At 67.4% G+C, this 17,445-nt stretch carries 16 protein-coding genes, 1 tRNA gene and 2 pseudogenes; 9 read left to right on the forward strand and 10 right to left on the reverse strand.

Translation table 11 applies throughout. The annotated features are described in order from the left end of the window. The first annotated feature begins 8 nt into the window (after positions 1 to 8). The 3 genes from ACTWPV_RS26630 (at position 9) to ACTWPV_RS26640 (ending at position 2,867) form a co-directional block, all read left to right on the forward strand. Complete coding sequence (locus ACTWPV_RS26630; RefSeq protein ID WP_443153863.1) at positions 9 to 842, forward strand: universal stress protein; 834 nt, start codon at positions 9 to 11, stop codon at positions 840 to 842. Between the two features lie 147 nt (positions 843 to 989). Then, positions 990 to 2,021: a cellulose binding domain-containing protein gene (locus ACTWPV_RS26635; protein WP_443153864.1), complete on the forward strand. Its 1,032-nt coding sequence runs from the start codon at positions 990 to 992 to the stop codon at positions 2,019 to 2,021. Between the two features lie 114 nt (positions 2,022 to 2,135). Then, positions 2,136 to 2,867 carry a hypothetical protein gene (locus ACTWPV_RS26640; RefSeq protein ID WP_443153865.1) on the forward strand — a complete coding sequence of 244 codons (732 nt, stop codon included), beginning with the start codon at positions 2,136 to 2,138 and terminating at the stop codon, positions 2,865 to 2,867. Positions 2,868 to 3,004: 137 nt separating this feature from the next. Here the strand turns inward: ACTWPV_RS26640 and ACTWPV_RS26645 are convergent, their stop codons facing one another. The 3 genes from ACTWPV_RS26645 to ACTWPV_RS26655 form a co-directional block, all read right to left on the reverse strand. Beyond that, a complete protein-coding gene (locus ACTWPV_RS26645) occupies positions 3,005 to 3,670 on the reverse strand; it encodes a hypothetical protein (RefSeq protein WP_443153866.1) in 666 nt (221 codons plus the stop codon). A 152-nt stretch (positions 3,671 to 3,822) separates the two neighbouring features. After that, a complete protein-coding gene (locus ACTWPV_RS26650; protein ID WP_443153867.1) occupies positions 3,823 to 4,485 on the reverse strand; it encodes an AIM24 family protein in 663 nt (220 codons plus the stop codon). A gap of 135 nt (positions 4,486 to 4,620) precedes the next feature. Further along, positions 4,621 to 5,010, reverse strand: a complete 390-nt coding sequence (locus tag ACTWPV_RS26655; RefSeq protein ID WP_443153868.1) for a response regulator transcription factor — start codon at positions 5,008 to 5,010, stop codon at positions 4,621 to 4,623. A gap of 115 nt (positions 5,011 to 5,125) precedes the next feature. Between ACTWPV_RS26655 and ACTWPV_RS26660 the strand changes: the two genes are divergently transcribed. Next, positions 5,126 to 5,200, forward strand: a tRNA-Arg gene (locus ACTWPV_RS26660). 269 nt (positions 5,201 to 5,469) lie between these two features. Here ACTWPV_RS26660 and ACTWPV_RS26665 read toward each other — a convergent pair. Both ACTWPV_RS26665 and ACTWPV_RS26670 read right to left on the reverse strand, forming a co-directional pair. Next, entirely contained in the window at positions 5,470 to 6,213 is a 744-nt protein-coding gene (locus ACTWPV_RS26665; protein WP_443153869.1) for a recombinase family protein, read from the reverse strand. Beyond that, on the reverse strand, positions 6,210 to 7,142 hold the full coding sequence (locus tag ACTWPV_RS26670; RefSeq protein WP_443153870.1) for a LysR family transcriptional regulator: 933 nt from the start codon (positions 7,140 to 7,142) through the stop codon (positions 6,210 to 6,212). Before ACTWPV_RS26670 ends, ACTWPV_RS26665 begins: the two co-directional genes overlap by 4 nt. 47 nt (positions 7,143 to 7,189) lie before the next feature. Between ACTWPV_RS26670 and ACTWPV_RS26675 the strand changes: the two genes are divergently transcribed. Next, on the forward strand, positions 7,190 to 8,173 hold the full coding sequence (locus tag ACTWPV_RS26675; protein ID WP_443153871.1) for a carbon-nitrogen hydrolase family protein: 984 nt from the start codon (positions 7,190 to 7,192) through the stop codon (positions 8,171 to 8,173). Beyond that, positions 8,170 to 9,168, forward strand: coding sequence for a threonine ammonia-lyase (locus ACTWPV_RS26680; RefSeq protein ID WP_443153872.1), 999 nt, complete (start codon positions 8,170 to 8,172; stop codon positions 9,166 to 9,168). Before ACTWPV_RS26675 ends, ACTWPV_RS26680 begins: the two co-directional genes overlap by 4 nt. Before the next feature lie 227 nt (positions 9,169 to 9,395). Here the strand turns inward: ACTWPV_RS26680 and ACTWPV_RS26685 are convergent, their stop codons facing one another. Together ACTWPV_RS26685 and ACTWPV_RS26690 are read right to left on the reverse strand one after the other, a co-directional pair. Beyond that, entirely contained in the window at positions 9,396 to 9,611 is a 216-nt protein-coding gene (locus ACTWPV_RS26685; protein ID WP_443153873.1) for an aromatic-ring hydroxylase C-terminal domain-containing protein, read from the reverse strand. Continuing rightward, positions 9,605 to 10,761: pseudogene (locus ACTWPV_RS26690) on the reverse strand (FAD-dependent oxidoreductase). Before ACTWPV_RS26690 ends, ACTWPV_RS26685 begins: the two are co-directional and overlap by 7 nt. A 130-nt stretch (positions 10,762 to 10,891) precedes the next feature. Between ACTWPV_RS26690 and ACTWPV_RS26695 the strand changes: the two are divergent. Further along, positions 10,892 to 11,652 (forward strand): annotated as a pseudogene (locus ACTWPV_RS26695) (transposase family protein). A 288-nt stretch (positions 11,653 to 11,940) separates the two neighbouring features. Beyond that, the gene (locus ACTWPV_RS26700; RefSeq protein WP_443153874.1) at positions 11,941 to 13,068 is read left to right on the forward strand and encodes an FAD-dependent monooxygenase; all 1,128 of its coding nucleotides are present in this window, start codon (positions 11,941 to 11,943) and stop codon (positions 13,066 to 13,068) included. Positions 13,069 to 13,327: 259 nt separating this feature from the next. Here ACTWPV_RS26700 and ACTWPV_RS26705 read toward each other — a convergent pair whose 3' ends face one another. The 3 genes from ACTWPV_RS26705 to ACTWPV_RS26715 form a co-directional block, all read right to left on the reverse strand. After that, on the reverse strand, positions 13,328 to 13,990 hold the full coding sequence (locus ACTWPV_RS26705) for a C39 family peptidase (RefSeq protein ID WP_443153875.1): 663 nt from the start codon (positions 13,988 to 13,990) through the stop codon (positions 13,328 to 13,330). Between the two features lie 912 nt (positions 13,991 to 14,902). After that, a complete protein-coding gene (locus tag ACTWPV_RS26710; protein ID WP_443153876.1) occupies positions 14,903 to 15,706 on the reverse strand; it encodes an aminotransferase class IV family protein in 804 nt (267 codons plus the stop codon). Between the two features lie 92 nt (positions 15,707 to 15,798). Next, a complete protein-coding gene (locus ACTWPV_RS26715) occupies positions 15,799 to 16,299 on the reverse strand; it encodes a hypothetical protein (protein ID WP_443153877.1) in 501 nt (166 codons plus the stop codon). Between the two features lie 194 nt (positions 16,300 to 16,493). On the opposite strand from ACTWPV_RS26715, the gene ACTWPV_RS26720 reads away from it, so the two are divergent. Continuing rightward, positions 16,494 to 17,408, forward strand: a complete 915-nt coding sequence (locus ACTWPV_RS26720) for a LysR family transcriptional regulator (RefSeq protein WP_443153878.1) — start codon at positions 16,494 to 16,496, stop codon at positions 17,406 to 17,408. Positions 17,409 to 17,445 lie beyond the last annotated feature (37 nt).

The raw sequence follows: 17,445 nt of genomic DNA on the forward strand, positions 1-17,445 counted from the left end.
CAGACGCCATGATCATTGTTGGGGTGGACGGCTCGCGCGCCGGGCTGGAGGCCGCCGGCTGGGCGGCCACCGAGGCGGCGCTGCGCCGTACCCGGCTGACCGTGGCCCACGCGGTGCCGCGGTGGGTGTGCGAGGAGCTGTCCGCCCGCTACGCCGAGGTCGCCCGGTGGATGCGCGACGAGGCGAACTCGGTGCTCGCCGCCGCACGCGACCGGGCGCTGCGCGAACGCCCCGCGATCATCGTCGAGACCACCCTGCTCCCCGGCGACCCCCGCACGGCGCTGATCAAGGTCGCGGAACAGGCCGACCTGCTGGTCGTCGGCGGCCACGGCATCGGCGGCGTACGCGGGCTGCTGGTCGGATCCGTCGCCCAGGGGGTCGCCGCCCACGCCCGTACGAACGTCGTCGTGGTCGGAGAGCGGCCCGCGACGCCCCGCGGCGAGATCGTGGCCGGCACCGACGGCTCGCCTCCCGGCCTGCGGGCACTCGACTTCGCCTTCGCCGAGGCCGAGCTGCGTGAGGCGCGGCTGCGGGTCGTACAGGCGTGGGCGTGGCCGCGGCCCGGCGGCTTCTTGCCCGCCGACCCCGAGAACGAGCAGCACACCCTGCACCAGCTGCAGGACCTGCTGGCCGAGCGCCAGGAGCGGCACCCGGACGTGGACGTGCTGCCCGAGGTCGTGCACGGCCACCCCGTCGAGGTGCTGAAGGAGGCGGCCGAGGGCGCCGACCTGCTCGTGGTCGGCTCGCGCGGGCACGGGCAGCTCGCCGGCATGCTGCTCGGCTCGATCAGCCAGGCCCTGCTGCACCACACCCCCTGCCCGCTCGCCGTGGTGCGGGCCTGACCCCCTCCGTGGTGTGACCTTCGGCGTGGCGCGGGCCTGAAAGTTACATCCGTCTTCGCAGGTCACCCGGGCGGGCACGGGCACGTGCTTCCCGCCGCGGACCGGCGCTTCCTACCATCTGCGCAGGCGACGACGGGAGAGCGGACGATGCGAAGGATCAGCGCCGTGCTGGCGGCGATGCTGGCCGCGGCCGCCGCGGTGTTATTCGCGACGACCGCGCCGGCCGGCGCCGCCGCGACCAGGATCATGCCCCTGGGCGACTCGATCACCGGCTCCCCCGGCTGCTGGCGGGCGCTGCTCTGGAACAGGCTCCAGAACGCCGGCCACACGGACATCGACTTCGTCGGCACCCTCCCGCCCCAGGGTTGCGGCGTCGCCCACGACGGCGACAACGAGGGCCACGGCGGCTTCCTGGCCACCAACGTCGCCGCCCAGAACCAGCTGCCCGGCTGGCTCTCCGCGACCCGGCCCGACGTCGTGCTCATGCACTTCGGCACGAACGACGTGTGGAGCAACATCGCTCCTGCGACGATCCTGGGCGCGTTCACCACGCTGGTGAACCAGATGCGGGCGAGCAACCCCGCCATGAAGATCCTCGTCGCCAAGATCATCCCAATGAACCCGTCCAGCTGCGCGGACTGCGCCCAGCGGGCCGTGGCCTTCAACAACGCCGTCCCCGCCTGGGCCGCCGCCACCACCACCGAGCGGTCGCCGATCACGGTCGTCGACCAGTGGACGGGGTTCAGCACGGCCACGGACACCTACGACGGGGTGCACCCCAACGCCGCAGGCGACCAGAAGATGGCCGACACGTGGTATCCGGCGCTGGTGGACGCCCTGGCCGGCGCCGACCCCGATCCCGACCCCACCGACCCGCCTCCGGGCGGCTGCGCGGCCGCGTACAGGAACGCCGGCCAGTGGCAGGGCGGCTTCCAGGGCGAGGTCACCGTCACGAACGCCGGCACGGCGCCCATGAACGGGTGGGAGGTGCGATGGACGTTCGCCGACGGGCAGCGGATCGACCAGATCTGGAACGGCACGCTGAGCGCCAGCGGCTCCTCGGTGATCGTGCGCGACGTCGGCTGGAACGGCACGCTCGCGCCCGGCGCCTCGGCCACGTTCGGCTTCCTGGCCTCGTGGAACGGCGCCAACACCGCGCCCGTACCCACCTGCTCCTAGTCCTGGCCCGCGCTGATCGCGGCCGGCGTGAGGCGTGCACGGTCGTCGGCGGCCGGTGCCGTCTCCCTCCCCAGGGGGAGGCCCCGCACGCGCGCCGGCCATAGCTTGTCGGCCATGAGACCACATGCCAGGCCGGCCCTGCTGACCGCGGGTTTCGCAGGAGCCGCCGCGCTGGCGCTGGTGGCGCCGGGAAACCTCGTCATGCGGCTGGCCTTCGGCAAGCTCGACGATCCGGCACTCGGCCGGCAGCTCCTGCTCACCGCCCTGGGCGTGCTGCTCGCCCTGGCCACCGTACGCTACGGCAGCCGCCCTCTCTCCCGCGAACCCGACGGGACGGTACGGCCGGCGCGCTGGGCCAGGGCGGCGACCTGGGCGGCGGCCGGCGTGCCGGTGCTGGGGTTCTCCGTACCGCACCTGCTGTGGGGGCTCGGCGTGCCGTTCGGCGTGGCGGGACCCTCCGCGGCGGGGCTCGCGGCGCTTCGCGGCTCGCCGGTGTACTGGGGGCTGCTCGTCGCGGGGCCGGTGGCCGGCGGCCTGCTCACCCTCGGGCTGATCAGCCGATGGGGGCAGATCGTGCCCACATGGGTGCCGTGGCTCGGCGGCCGGCGGGTGCCGACCGGCCTCGCCGCCGTCCCGGCCCTGGCAGTCGGGCTGCTCGTCGGCCAGTACGGGGCGATGATGACGAGCTGCCTGGCCTTCGGCATCACCCGCACGTGCGCACCCGAGGGTGGCGCTGAGGTTCTCGACGGCAGCTGGGCGTTCGCCGGGACGTACCCGGTCTTTCTGGCGTGGGGGGTGTGCCTGCTCGGCGCCGCCATCGGATATGTCCACACCCGGCGCGGCTGAAGGCTCCCGGCGACCTCGACGCCGACGATCACACCGACCTCGCGGCCATCAACCCCGAGAGCGTCCCGGGTGCGGGACCGCGCACCGTTGCGGGACAGTGCGAGCCGGGCGCCCTGGCACGTCCGCACCCGGCGCTTTCAGGTGTCGGTGGACAAGTGCTGCCTGCTGAGCGACAGCCCGTGCTCGTCAGCGAAGGCTCGCCGGCACAGGCCGTGGCAGAAGCCGTACAAGGTGCCCTGGTGAACGAGGGTGAGAGGCGTGTCGAGATCCACGCTCATGCCGCAGATCGGGTCGATCAGCTTGTCATCCACCTGGGGCGGCGCCTCACGCTCGGGCGCGCCGTCGCGGTACGGGCGCGAGACGAACTCGGTGAGATCCATGCTGTCCATGACCCTCCCTTGGATCCCGATGCCGCCCTCGGTGATGCCCTCGACGAGGATCACCGCGTGGGGCTCGCGTCGCACGCGTTCGGGATCGCGGCCGGCCTCCCGCTCGATCTCGGCCAGGATGGCGGTGATGGTTTCCACCATGTGCTCGCACACGTCCTTCCGCCACGACGCCGGGACGGTGACGCGTACGAGATAGCGCGGCGGAGCCGCGGGATCCGTCGCCGGCCGCTGACCGAGAACCCAGGTGGCCGGCTCGTGCACGAGCACCTGCGTGATCAGCCGTTGCGCATCGATGATCTCGAGGGCGTGGCTGTCGTCCTCGACCATCAGCGTGTCGATGAGCCGGCGCCCCAGCGTCTGGCGTTCGTCCTCGCTGAGAGCGCCTCTGGGAACGTACACATCGATCAGCAGCATCGCGCTCACCCAACCCTTCGGAACAGACTTCTCCCTCCACAATGCCGGGGAGGGGTATACGAAGCATCCGACGGGAGGAGCGTCTCTTCCCTACTACGGAGGAAGTAGGCCGAGGCGAACACCCTCACCGACCTGCACCGCAACCGAAGCGGTCAGGAAGCCTGCACCACGGGAGCGCCTTCGCTGGCCTGCACCAGCACGAAACCCTGCCCGTTGAAGGCCAGCTGCATGGCCTCGCCGCTCCCCCGCCCGATCAGCGCGCCCGCCTTCACCGTCCGGTTCACCCCCACATGGAGGCTGGTGCTCCAGCACACCGCGGACTGGCCGTCGGCGTACGTCGGCATCTGCGCGGCGTCGAGCAGCACCGGCGTCCCGTGCGTCGTCACCGCCACCCACCCGGTGCCGGTGATCGTCGTGTTGAACAGCCCGCCCGCCGCGACCCCCGCGCCCTGAACCCGCTGGATGTCCCACGACAACTGCGGCTGGAAGGCCAGCAGGTTACGCCCGTTGACCGTGAGCCCCTCGTTCTCCAGGTAGAACAGGTGAATGTCGTCGGCGTTGTCGGCGAGGTAGAGCAGCCCTTCGCCACGCACCCGCATCAGCGACGCGCCCTCGCCCGTCATGGCCTTCTTGAACAGCTTGCCGAGGCCGCCCGAACCTTCGTAGTCGAAATCCATCCGCCCCTGGAAGGCAACCATCGAGCCCTGCTTGGCCAGCACTTCGGGCAACTGCACCCGGAGCATCTTGCCGTTCTGGAGGGCGAAGCCAGGGGGCAGCGGCTGGCCGTCGAGGTTTCCGAAGATGGAGCTACGCACGTTTTCTACCTTTCGAGAAGTCGTGCCCGCCAGCGTACGGAAAACGGGACCCGACCCGCACACACATCGCGACCCGCTCGACCGATCACGACCCGCATCCCAGGCCGGCCCGCTCACCTGCTGTGCCCCTGTCCATCAACCCCGCTGGACGCCCTCCGCCAGATCCCTGACGACCTGGATCAACTCCGCCGGATCGAACGGCTTCGTCAGGTAGGCGTCCACGCCGATGCCGAGGCCACGCGCCCGGTCATCGTCCTGCGCCCGCGCCGTGATCAGCACCACCTTGATGTGGCTGGTGGCCGCGTCGGTGCGCAGCTTCTCCGCCGTCGTCCATCCGTCCAGGCAGGGCATCATCACGTCGAGCGTGATGACGTCCGGCATGACCTCGAGCACGCGATCAAGGCAGTCCTGCCCATCGGTGGCGGTTGTCACCTCGAATCCCTCCAGGTTCAGGTTGACCGCGATGAGCTGGCGGATGACCTCGTCATCGTCCACGACCAGTACTTTCCCAAGAACCTCGCCCACGGGCGCCAAGTTAACCTGTAGTGAGGTAGTCACGCCGGGTTTTCACGGGATGTGTTCAAGGAGCGTTATCCGGTGCCGAGTGGTGTCGGGATGCTGATAGCCTTGTCACTCGTCAGCCCCCTTAGCTCAGGGGATAGAGCACCGGCCTCCGGAGCCGGGTGCGCAGGTTCGAATCCTGCAGGGGGCACCAGACAGAAGGTAAGCACGATGGGTCGCCGACTCTCCTGACTGAGGTCCTCCTTGCCGGCCTGCGGTTCCTGCTCGGCCAGCGCCTTCACTTCTGTGATCTTCGCCTTTCTGGCCCGGGCCAGGTCGGCGTAGCGACGCTGGAGCCGTTCACGGAAATCACTGTCGATGTCGTCGTCGCCCGTCGGGACGTGATCTTCTATCTGAGCGAGCACGTTGTTCTGCCGTTTCTCCAGGTCGAGGATCTCCTTTCGCAGCTGCTTGATCGCGGTGTCATCCTTCGGGGCACTCTGAGCCAGGTCTGCGCCGAGTTGGGCCAGGCGATGCGGGTTGAAGACGCGATCGGCGAAGAACTCGTGCACCAGATCCAGCAGGTCGTCCTCCCGGATCCACAGGCTCTTGGGATGGGCGGCGTACCAGTCGCGGCGATCCTTGTGGTGCCGCGGATCCGGCTTTGCACGCGTAGTACGACACGTCGTTGCGGCTCTTGCCATGCATCTGGTGGTCACAGATTTCGCAGAAGACGTACGAACGCAGCGAGTACGTCCGGCTGGTCTGAGGGTGCGAGTTGGGCTCCGAGCCACCCCGCGATCGTTCCCTGATCTTCCCCACCGAAGAGACCGCCTGGAACAGTTCCTTGGTCACCAGCGGTTCGTGCGTGGGGCGAGGAGACCAGATCCACTCGCCGGACGGGTTGTTCTTGCCACCTTTCTTCGTCGCGCGGCGGTTCCACACCATGTAACCGGTGTACTTCGGGTTGGCCAGAATTTCGCGCACCGACGACCCGCTCCACCTGCCCAGCGCACGGCGCGGATCCACCGGCGTGGGCGGCGGATACTTCTCCGGCTCGATGTTCAGCTTGTCGGCGATGGCGTCGTAACCCAGCCGGTGGACCGCACGGAGCATGAAGATGTGCGTCACGGTCGGCCCTTCCACCGGATGGGGGACCAGGCGGGTCTTGCTTCTTCCCTCGGCACGCTTGGCAGCAACCGGGTGCGGGACCTTCTGAGAATTCACGCCGTGGATTCAGGCCCGGCAGCCTCGCGCACACGGTGCCGTAGCCAGGTCAGGGCTGGGTCCTTGGCGCGGGTGGCATGCCAAGCCAGTGACACGGTGAATTCTGGCATCTCGATGGGCACCGGGCTGAGCGCGAGCCCAGAGGTCGCGGCGAATACCCGGGCAGCATGTACGGGAATCGTCGCCATGGCGCTGCTTGCCTTGAGCAGCGAGATGACGCCGGCGAAATGGGTGATGGAGGTCACCACTGTTCGGCTCAGGCCGCGCGCTTCGAGAATGTCGTCGACGATCCCGCGATGCCCGTCGTATGAGACCAGCAAATGCGGGTGGCTGAGGAAGTCGTCCAGACTGAGCGGTGTCCTCACGCTCAGCCTTTCGGGGTCGTAGACACAGACGTAGCCGGATCGCAATACCGGCTCCTGGCGGTGCGACGCGCTCAGAATGGGCGCGGCGGTCACAGCGAGGTCGATGTCGCCGTTGTCGAGCATCCGCCCGACCACGTAGCGGTTGGTCTGGCGGACCAGGATGCGGACCTGCGGGCACTCCGCGGCGAACTTCGTGACCAGGGCCGGGACCAGAAACGTCTCGATGTCGTCCGACATGCCGATGGCAAAGGTACGCGGCCTTGCTGTGGGGTCGAACCCATCCGCGTCGCAGATGACGTCCGCGAGCGCGGCCAGCGCAGGACGGATCTGGTCGGCGAGTTCGACGGCGCGCGGCGTGGGGGCGAGCCCGCCAGGGGCACGGACGAACAGCGGGTCGTGAAAGACCGTACGCAATCGAGACAGCGCACCGCTGACCGCCGCCTGGCTCATCCCTATTCTCTGCCCGGTTCGGGTTGCGTTGCGCTCGGACATCAACGCGCTGAAGACCACCAGCAAGTTCAGGTCGACCCGCCGAAGATCGGTATGGCGGATATCGGATATCACAAATATCAGTTTCCCAGATGAATCTTCTGGGTCCTAGCGTTGGGGCCATGAGCTCCACCGCAGCAGACGCGCCGATGCTCTCGGTGGCCGTCGTCCAGGTCGGATCGACGATGTTCGACACCACCGCCACGCTGGAGCGGGCGATCATGTGGGTGCGTCGAGCCGCTGAGCAAGGTGCTCGCCTGATCGTCCTGCCGGAGGCACTGCTGGGCGGCTACCCCAAAGGCCTTGACTTCGGCGTACGCGTCGGGTCGCGTGATCCCGTCGGCCGCAGTGAGTTCCAGCGGTACTGGGATGCGGCGATCGACGTGCCCGGTCCGCAGACCGACACCCTCTCGGCCCTCGCCAGGGACCTGGGAGTCACATTGATCATCGGTGCCGTCGAACGGGTCGGCCGTACTCTGCACTGCGTCGCGCTGTTGATCAGCCCGGATCTTGCGGAGCCGTTGGTCCACCGCAAGCTGATGCCAACAGCCGCGGAACGGGTGATCTGGGGAACCGGTGACGGCTCGACAATGCCGGTGCTGCCCCTCCACACACAGGGAAGCGGCTCCACAGCGGGCGACGTGTGCGGCGTCGGCTCGGCGATCTGCTGGGAGAACTACATGCCGCTGTTCCGCGCGGCGATGTATGCCAAGGGCGTGGACATCTGGTGCGCCCCCACGGTCGACGACCGCGACTCCTGGCTCGCGACGATGCGGCACATCGCCTTGGAAGGACGATGCTTCGTGCTGAGCGCATGCCAGTACCTGGAACGCGACGGCCTGCCTCCGGACGTCCATCCGATTCAGGGCGACGTACCAGGGACCGTCCTCATCTCGGGCGGCAGCATGATCGTGTCTCCGCTTGGCGAGGTCCTCGCGGGTCCGCTGCGCGAGGGCGAAGGCATGTTGGCAGCCCGGCTCGACCTTCGGGAACTCGCGCGGGCCCGGATGGACCTCGACGTCATGGGCCACTACGCGCGACCGGACATCTTCCAGCTCACCGTCGACGAGCGCCCTCATGTTGCAGTGAGGCGGCTGACCCGTTGAACATCACCACGGCAATGCCCCTCGAACGCATCCGCGAAGCCGAATCGGCGGTGAGTGCCCGGCTGGCGGCCACCCCGCTCGTAGAGTTGCGCGGCCTTACCACACCTGAAGGTAGGACAATCCTGATCAAGGCCGAAGGCCTCCAGCCCACGGGCTCGTTCAAGGTGCGCGGGGCTCTCAACCGCATCATCAGGCTCAGCGAGGCGGAGCGTGCTGCCGGCGTCGTCGCCTACTCCACAGGCAACCATGCGCAGGCCGTCGCATGGGCGGCGCGGGCGTTCGGGATCGCCGCGACAGTGGTGATGTCGCCCGACGTCCCGCACAACAAGGTGGAGGCGACGCGCCGACTGGGCGCGGACGTTGTGATGGCCGCTGCGACCTCGGACGCTCGAAGAGCATTGGCCGAGCGACTCACCCACGAACGCGGGGCGGCGCTGGTGGCACCCTACGACGACCTGAACGTGATCGCTGGGCAGGCCACCATCGCCACCGAGATCCTGCGTCAGACGCACCACGAGCCACCAGCAGCCCTCTACGTGCCGATCGGTGGAGGCGGACTGCTGGCCGGCATCGCTGCCGCTGTCAAGCACCTGCATCCAGCCACACAGGTCATCGGTGTCGAGCCGGAGCTGGAGGCAGACGCATGGCGCAGCTTCCAGACAGGAATACTGTCCCGGCTCGACCGGCCAAGCGAGTCCATCGCGGACGCCATCAAGATCCAGGAACTTGGACGCCTGACCTGGCCACTGATCCACCGACACGCCGACGATGTGGTGACAGTTTCCGAAGCACAGATCGCCCATGCCTGCCGCATCGCCGTCGACCTGGCGAACATCGTCATCGAGCCCGGCGGGGCCGTCGGGCTCGCCGCGGCCCTGCAGGACCACCGCCGCATCGACCATGGCGGACCGGTCGTCGTGGTGGCCGGAGGCGGAAATGTCGACCTCGCCACGCTCGCAAAGATCGCGGGGATCGGTGAGCCGGCATATGGCTGACCTGCCGGTCTTCACCCGCCAAGGGATCGGCGCGGCGTTGCGTCTTGTGACCGGCTCTCCTGGCCTCCGACTACTACGGCGGCTCCGCCCCATCCGGCCCGTTCGGCGGTCGATGCGCCTGTCCCCGCCAGCGACCTGGCTGAGGATGTCCCGCTCTTGCTCCAGCTCACGAATCCGGACCTTGAGCTGCTTGAATGCCACCGTTCGTTTCCTTGATCGCCGTCAGGTCATTCATGAGTGCCCTTCCCGACAGTCGTACGGCCCGCCCACGTCGTCACCGCGACGCGCAGCGCATCGTCGTGCTCGGCCTTCTCGGTCGCCCAGCAGAAGTAGCCGTCGGGACGGACGAGTGCGGTGGTGTGGCTGCCGTTCGTCCAATGCGCCTGGATGACCTGGTCGGGAATGGCCACGCCGGTGTCTTGTCCGGCGGGCTTGATCAGCACGAATCTGCCGCGCGCTGGAGTTCGTTCAGCCGCCCCTCTGCCAGTTGGACATCGGGGGCGCGTCGTCCGGCCAGCTTGTGCGCGCCACGTGGAGCGCGGTAGGCAATGCCGATGCCGGAGATCATGGCGGCCGCCTTGCCCGCCAGTGGGCGCAGGTTGCTGAGGATGGTCCCGGCGGTGGTACGGAGCACGGCTCCGTCGCGGAGAACGGCGACGAGTTTCCAACTGAGGTTGGCGGCGTCCTGCAGGCCGGTGTTCATGCCCATGGCACCTGCTGGGGAATGCACGTGCGCGGCGTCACCGGCGAGGAAGACCCGGCCGACGCGGTACGCGGGAGCCTGCCGTTCGTCGCTGTGGAAGCGCGACTTCCAGCGGATGTCGGTGATGTCGTAGTCGGTGCCGAAGGTTAGCCGCAGTAGCTCTCTGATCTCCTCGTCGTCGAGTGGCGCGTCGTCGGGGAGTTGATGACGCCGGTTCCAGCCGGTCAATCGGTAGGTGTCGCCGCCCATTTCGGTGAGCAGTGCGAAGCCGTCCGGCACGGCGTTGACCGTGAACGCCCGCCCTGGCCGCCGGGCGAGCTTGAGATCGGCCAGGATCAACGAGCGGAGAATCGACTCGCCGGGAAAGGGCAGGCCGATCGCTGACCGGATGGTGCTGTGCACGCCGTCCGTCCCGACCAGGTAGGACGCGCGGAACTCGGTGGCCGGGTCCGGGGGCGCGCCTCGGCGGGTGACAGCGCGGGCCGTGACCCCGTGCCCGTCTTGGTCCACGCTGACGACTCTGGTGTCGTGGACGAGGGTGACGCCGGCTTCGCGAGCGCGGCGCTCCAGCACCCGCTCCACCTCGTACTTCGGGAGGAACAAGACGAACGGATAGCGACTGGGTAGCCGGGAGGGTTCAGTTGTGCCCGCTCGAACAGAGCTAGCCGATCGATGGGATGCCCCAGTTTCACTACTTCGTCCGCTATCCCACGGGCGTCGAACTGTTCCAGCACGCGAGCATGGACCACTAGGGCGCGGGACAGGTTGCTGGTCTTACGCGGCCGGGCCTCGACGAGGGTAACGGACAACCCCGCCTCGGCGAGATCGCCGGCCAGGAGCAACCCGGTGAGACCGGCGCCGACGACCAGCACATCAGAATTCACCACCATGAGGATCCTTGAGTGTTCTCCAACTTGAAGCCGCAGGTCGTGGGCATGCTGTGCGGCAGAGCTTGATCGACAAGTAGAAGAGCCCCTGGTAGAAGGGTTGTCGACCAAGATCAACCGTTAGACCAGAGGCTTGCTGTTCTACCGCGCCGCGCTGCCGTTGTCACCTCAGGCCCTGTCCTACCTGTCCGGCATCCTGCGCCGGCACCGCAAGACGATCGGCACGCCCTGGCGCCGCCTCAACCCCGGCCAGCAGGCCCTGCTCGTCCTCGTCCACCTGCGCAAAGGCGAGACCCTGGCAGAGGTCGCCGCAGGCTTCGGCGTCGGCATCGCAACCGCCTGGCGCTACATCCGCGAGGCCATCACCCTGCTCGCCCGCCGCTCACCCCGCCTAGAACAGGCGTTACGTGCCGCCCAGCGTGCCGGCTACCCCTACCTGGTACTGGACGGCACCCTCATCCCCATCGACCGCGTGGCCGCCGACCGGCCCTACTACTCCGGCAAGCACCGCAGACACGGCATGAACATCCACATCCTCGCCACCCCCGACGGCACACCCTTGTGGACCTCCGGCTCCCTGCCCGGCTCCGTCCACGACCTCAGAGCCGCCCGCATCCGGGGCATCCTGCGCCGCCTCAACGCCGCCGGCCTGGTCACCCTCGCCGACAAGGGCTACGTCGGTGCCGGCGAGCACGTACGCGTCCCCTACAAGGGCCGCAACAAGCCCGCCTCACAGAAGACCGCCAACGCCACCCACGCCAAGCTCCGCGGACCGGGAGAACCAATGCACAGCTGAAGACCTGGCGTATTCTGCGCAAACTCCGCTGCTGCCCACTTCTCGCAGGTCAGCTCGTCAAAGCGATCCTCGTCCTTCAGCTCCGTGAGGCTGGATGAAAAGCATTCCTTGCATTCACGTTGTGCGCTTTTGATTCCGCCGACGATTGGAGTGCCGGACGGAATTACTCACCAAGTGTGAGTACGTTCGTCCGGGGAAGCAAGGCCGATTCTCCCTCGATTACGGACAATGCACCGAGCTGAATAAGTGGGATTTTTGTCCGATAAATCCTGGTAACCTCGCCGGCCGGCGGCTAGCATTACGGGTGCATGTTGCGCACTGCACGCCGCGTCTGACATGGCCCCAGCATCGTCACGCACGAGCCCTTCAGAGGGAGCGGAGAAGCAATGCCCGAAATTTTGATCGTCGGGGCGGGAATCGGCGGCCTTGCCGCAGCCATAGGACTCAGGCGGATTGGTCGTTCGGTAAGCGTTATTGAAAAGGCCACCACTCTCGGCGCGGTCGGTGCTGGCTTGTCCCTGTGGCCGAATGCGCTACGTGCGTTGGACGAGCTTGGCGTCGGAAAGGCGGTCCGAGCAGCCGGAATCTCCGCCGTGTCACGCGGTGGACTGCGTCGCCCGTCCGGGCAGTGGCTGCGGCATCGGCACCCCGACGACATCCCTGTACTGATGATGCACCGCGCTGACCTGCACCGAACGCTGCTCGACGCGCTGCCCGCCGATTGTGTGCACACCAACGCCACCGTCACAGAAGTCAAGCAGGCCGCAGGCGGCATCGACGTGATGTACCAGACCCACGACGGTCTCCGGCAGGAGGAGGCCGAGTTGGTCGTGGCTGCCGACGGTGTGCATTCCACGGTCCGGCAGCAGCTGTGGCCCAAGCCCACGAAGACGCGCTTCGATGGCCGTTCGACCTGGCGTGCCGTCAGCGACGGCATTCTCGAACCGGCTGAGGAAGCCATCACATGGGAACGGGATCAGCAGTTCGGGCTGCTACCACTGCCCAACGGCCGCCTCTACTGGTTCCTCACAGCCGAGGTCGAAAGGCAAGGGATCCGTTACGACGACGAGTTGGGCGAGGTCCGACGCCGCGTGGGCCACTGGCACGACCCGATACCCGGCATTCTGGCCGCCACCGCACCCAGCGCGGTGTTGCACCACGACATCACGACTCTCGCACCTCTGGAAACCTATGTAAGCGGGCGGGTGGCGCTGCTCGGCGATGCCGCCCACGCTCAGTCTCCCGACCTAGGGCAAGGCGCCTGCCAAGCTATCGAAGATGCGGTCGTCCTCGCATCAGCGCTGGCGACCGAACACGATCTCGGTTCGGCGTTAGAGCGGTACGACCAGGAGCGACGTCCGCGCACACAGGCCATCGCCCAAGCGGCGCAACGTCAAGCCAAGTTGACGCAGGCGAACTTCTGGGCTATGACTTCTGCAGCCCGGCTACTGCCACGTTCACTGTGGCGCCGTCGGATCGCGCGTTGGGTGGACTGGTCGCCACCTTCCCTCTAACGTGCCCCATCTTCGGTGGAGCCGCTGGTGTGTCCTGGGTTGAGTGGAGGCGGGTTGCTGGATTCTTGTGCCGCTTGATGAGAGGAAAGTGGCATGGGACGACGGGGCGACCCGTCGGAGTTCCGGCGAAGGTACTGGACCTGCTCGAAGCAGGCCGAGTCGCACGGCCACTGTTCCCAACGTCTGGCGGCCGCGGTGGACGTGGCGGCTGAGGGACGTCGCCGGCAGGAAGGACACGTCCCAACTGGGCCGCTCATGTTCAGAGGCGCGAGATGTCGCGCATGCCGAAGCCCGTCTGGAACGCGCGGGCAAGCGTCGTCACGGCGATGGTGTGGCTGCCGCCGGTCGGCTTCGAGGGGTCGAAAATGGTGACCGTGCCCTTCAAGCTGTTGTAGCCGTAGGCGACGATCAGGTGACCGGTGTTGCCGGGGAATTCCTTGCCCTCGTTCCACGGCAGCTTCTCCGGCCATACCGCGAGATCGGTTGCTCGGCGGAGAACACCGATGTCGTGGGACAAGCGACTCATCAGGGTCAGCGGCCGTTTGGCGACGTCCGTGGCCAGAGTGAACTTGTAGCCCCGCGGCTTGACGTACATATTGAGCGTGTCCATGGAACCCTTCCACGAGGTGCCCGAGGTGGTGGTCCCCATTTTCTTGGCCAGAGTGGCCTGGTCAACCTTGATACCGAAGGTCGACAGGACCATCTGCGCAGCGGCTGGGGCGCAGTGGTTTCTTTTGATCATGTACTGACCCTTGAACGGCAGCGTATGCGCCAGCGGGGCGATGGCAGCACTACCCGCCCGGGGCACAGCCGCATCCCCGGCGGCGGCGTGCGCCAGGTGCTGAGGTGCGACCTGAGCGCCAGCCGTGAACGCGATCGATACGGCTAGGGCTGCGGTGCACTTCATGATCCACTGCTTCACTACCGAACTCCTCGAAGCCTCGGGCGGAATCGCTCGCCGCCGTTGTTCCCTGTGCTCTTCACGCTGTTCCGCAGGACGTCATGAGCCGACGGAAAAGAACACGGAACAGTTTGAGGTCGGCCGCTTCGCAGCGCAACGCCGGAAAACCCACGGATTCGGCCATCGCCCAGGTCGGCGTCCACCCGAGCCCCGGAGGGCGGCCGTTTACCTTCTGAATCTGTTGGATCCGAGAGCCGGGACTTCTCCCTCGGCCACCCGGCATCTTGTCGTCCGGTGATCAGAATGGTCGAGGAACCCCAGTTCGGGAGGCGCAGGGCGATAGGCGCCCGGGACTCGAACGCCGAACCTACGGTTCAGAAGATCGGTAAGCATGGAGGCATGCCGGCTGAAAGATTGGGATTTCTGGCCCGTTTCTCGATAGCTAGGTTTGGCTAGCGTTCACAGCCATTTCCTAGACGATCACGTTTCGCCTCGCGATGCATATCGACGAACGGAAATTGTTTCCCGAAGATAGCGTGGCCGGAGCTCCTCGATATGGTCTATCCACCCGGACAGCAACACGAAGGGATGCCTGAAGGCCGTGGCGAACAGTAAGCAGGTGGTCCGCAACCAGGATTATTCGGCGCCGCGCGCAGGAAGCGGAGGCACGTTCTGTCTCGACCGCCACACCCCCGTGTTCGTCGCGGTGACCGCCGGCCCCGGCCGACGGCCGCAAAGCCGGCAAACTCCCCTATCCGTGGGGGAGAGGAACTGGGACCAGCGGGGGCGGACTCTTCCATCAGCGGTCCTAGCCAACCTGCGCTGCCCGCAGCACGATCTTCGAGTTCATCGAGAGCTGGTACCACCTCCACCGCCTGCACAGCAGCCTGGCCCACCGGAGGCCTGCCGATTACGAGGCCGCCGAAGCCCTCGCTACGGTGCAGTGAGCGGTTCGGCCTGGTGCGCGTTGTGCAGCAATTCCACGAAAAACGGCGCCTCGAACAGCGGCACCGTGCCGATCCGGTGCACCGCGATGCCCGGCGTCCACGAGTTCATGACCACGCCGCCCGACAGGTCCGGAAGGTCCGTGAGCGTGACCTTCCGGACAAGTTGGGGGACACCGAGGCGGTCCAACTGCCTCCTGACGATGCCCATCATCGTTCCGCCCAGCATCTCGGCCTCCGGCCACACCACAGAGGTACCGTCCCAGAAAGCCAGATTCCAGATCGAGGCCTCGCTGAATCGACCCGCGCGATCGATGAAAGCGGCGTCGTCGTAGCCCTTGCCGACGGCCCGACGCAGGTAGTACGTCTTCGCCACCTCGCCGACATGCTTGAGGGCCGCGAGCATCCGCTCGTGCTCGACCACTGCCAGCGCCAGAGGTCCCGCCGGGCCGGCCGAGGCAGGCCCGGTACGGATCAGCACGTCGAGTTCGAGGTCGTCCCCGGCAGCGGTGAACTCACCGGCCGGTGAGTACACCGTCGCCGTCAGCGAGACATCGGCGGGGCCGGCCTCGATCGCGGCCCGCAGCAGGGAACGCATCCGGTCGTCCGGCAGCGCTTGGCCGAACAACTCCTTCGAAGCGCTGCGCAGGCGCTCCAGGTGGAGGTCGAGGCCCCGGATCCGGCCCTCGCGCACCTGCATCGCGGTGAAGTGGGCGTAGCCGGCGAAGGCCAGCGGTGCCAGGTCCCCGGCCGTCGCCGCCCGACCATTGCGTTGCACGGTGAAGAAAGTCATGGTCACTCCAGTGGTAGGGCCGCTGCGAGCGAAGGACCGCTTGCAGCAGATACATCAGAACGGGTCGAACAAGGTGATTCCAGCACCGCCCATTACCGCTTCATCGCAGGGATGATGCGGTGATCGCGCTGGGCGATCAGGTTGTGCAGGTCGGCGGTCGCGATCACACGCAGGGTGTGCAGTTCGGCGGCGGCATGCTCGGGGGTGAAAACGTTCAGCGGCCATCGGCCGACCGTCCCGCCCTGCAGGTGCGGGTGATGGAACCCGGCACCGTAGAAGGCGTGCAGGCGGACGGCTCCGATGCCGGCCAGTCGCTGCTCAGGCCAGGACAACTCCCACAGCGCTTCCAGTCCCCGCTCGCCGGTGCGGCGCACCCCGGAGGCAGCGATCTGGCCGGTGTTCAGGAGCAGGGGACCGTTCAACTCCTCCAGCGCCTGGCGGGCAAACGGGTCCAGGAACGGCACCGTTTGCAGAAAGAGCACGTCCTTGCCGGACCGATCACGCGCCGCCGGGACGGGGGCGTGGCCGTAGGTGCGGTCGCGCAGGTCGACGAAGTGCCGCATCAGCGCCGCGACATGTGCAGGCACGCTCATCGCGGGATCGCGGCACCGATGCCCCCAACGGCAGGCTCCAAGACAGACAGAAACATAAGGATCTCCGCCATGATCGTCTCCTGGTGGATGGTGCGTGATTGGACGCGTCCAGAATCGATGGCGGAAGATGTCCGCATCAAGACAAAAGTTGTCTAGCTTCGGTGAGTCTTACTCACCGATAAGGAGCGGGCGTTATGGAACGCTATGAGATCGAGACGTTCCTGACGCTGGTTGAGGAACTGCACTTTCGGCGCACTGCCGAACGGCTAGGGCTGGCCCAAGGCCGCGTCAGCCAGATCATCAAGAAGCTCGAACGCCAGATCGGCGCTTCTCTTTTCGACCGCACCAGCCGCCGCGTCGCGCTCACCCCGATCGGACGGCAACTCCACGACGGCCTGCTCCCCGCTCACCAGCAGATCCAGTGGGCGGTTGACCAGGCACGCACCGTCGCGCGCGGTTTCGCTGGCCCGATCCGGGTGGGCTTTTCCGCCCCGTGGTCGGGCGAGGCCGTCATCCAGGCCGCCGACCTCTACCAGGGCCGCCATCCCGACGCCGAGGTGCACATCAGGGAAGTCCAGCTCAACGATCCCCTGGGCCCGATGCGCGCCGACGAGATCGATCTACAGCTCACCGAGTTCCCCATCCGCGAGCCCGACATCGCCGTGGGAACCGTGGTGTTTGCCGAGCCACGCGGGCTCATGGTCCCCGCACGGCATCCGTTCGCCGAACGCCCCTCTGTATCGGTCGAGGACCTCGCCCGGGCCACACTGATTCCCATGGCGGGCGAGCGCATCCCGCAGTACTGGCTGGACGCCATATACCCCCGCCGCACCCCATCCGGGCTCCCCATCCCGCAGGGCCCGGGCGCGGCCTTTTGGCAGGAGGCGGTCTCGCTGGTCGGCGCGGGCAAGGGCGTCTCACCCGCGTCCCTCAAGGCCGCGCGGTATTACTCGCATCCAGGCGTCGTGACGGTCCCCTTCCACGACGCGCCACCGATCGAGTATGGGCTACTGTGGCCGGTCAGCCGCGAGACAGCCCGGGTTCGCGCGTTCGCCGAGCTCATTCGCCAGACCGCCGGGGCGGTCCGACCCGACGAAGCGTCCGGGTGACGTCCAGCGTACGTGCTGCGCGGCCTGATGTGCTCGC

Origin of the sequence: Nonomuraea sp. KM88, assembly GCF_052245635.1 — a bacterium.
GTDB lineage: Bacteria > Actinomycetota > Actinomycetes > Streptosporangiales > Streptosporangiaceae > Nonomuraea.